An 834-nucleotide genomic window follows, 5' to 3' on the forward strand; every position below is an offset into this window, starting at 1 on the left:
CGGATTCTCGGGACGCTGCAAGCCAACGGCCGGATATTTATCGTGAACCCAAATGGAGTTGTGTTCGGGCAGGGGGCATCGGTTGACGTTGGTGGCCTGGTTGCGTCTTCGTTGGGCATAAACAATAGCGACTTCATGGCGGGAAAGCTGAGTTTTGCGGCCGGATCGACGCAGCCTGGGCAAGTGTTGGTTCAGCCGGGGGTCGATATCACGGCGCAGTCGTTTGTGGCGTTGCTGGGCAATTCGGTATCGAACGCGGGCAACATCACGGCGGGTAAAGATCCGGGTGCGGATAGTCGTGGCATCGCTCTGGTCGGGGCGGATGCCGCCACGATTCAGCTGGGCAGCTGGAATGTATCGATCGATCGGGCGGCCAGAGATGCGCTGGTGACGAACTCGGGCAATCTCGTGATCGGCCAGTCCATGGAGGATGGATCGATTCAACTGAATGCGGCGGGGCGCAATGCATTGATGGGGGCACTGCTGGCCAACACGGGGACGATTACAAACCTCAGCCGAGGTGCGGGCAGTGACACATCCTTGGTGTCGACGGGGCGGGTGTCGGTGGGCGGGGAGGTCAAGGCGCTAGGCGGCACGATTGCGGTCAGGGGGCGAGAGGTTGAGCTGTCGGGCAATGTGAGTGTGGGCGATGGACAGACGGTTGACTCGGTGTCGGTTGAAGTTGGTGATGCAGACACACAAAGAGTGACGCAAACCGTCGATAGCGTGATTGCTGCGAACAGCAAAATGGACGCGAATATTCTGATGGCGGCGCAGAAGGTGCTGGCGCTGTCTGGGGCACTGCTTGCGCCGGGTGGTGAGATTTCGTTGACC

Annotated in this window: 1 protein-coding gene; it reads left to right on the forward strand. The window is 60.1% G+C overall.

Features of this window, described 5'->3' with window-relative positions; translation table 11 throughout:
- Positions 1–834: filamentous hemagglutinin N-terminal domain-containing protein (locus tag ACNQQL_RS35980; RefSeq protein WP_347069691.1), on the forward strand; the 834-nt coding region annotated here is incomplete at both ends.

The organism is Burkholderia sp. LFS061 (assembly GCF_047978125.1).
GTDB lineage: Bacteria > Pseudomonadota > Gammaproteobacteria > Burkholderiales > Burkholderiaceae > Burkholderia > Burkholderia pyrrocinia_C.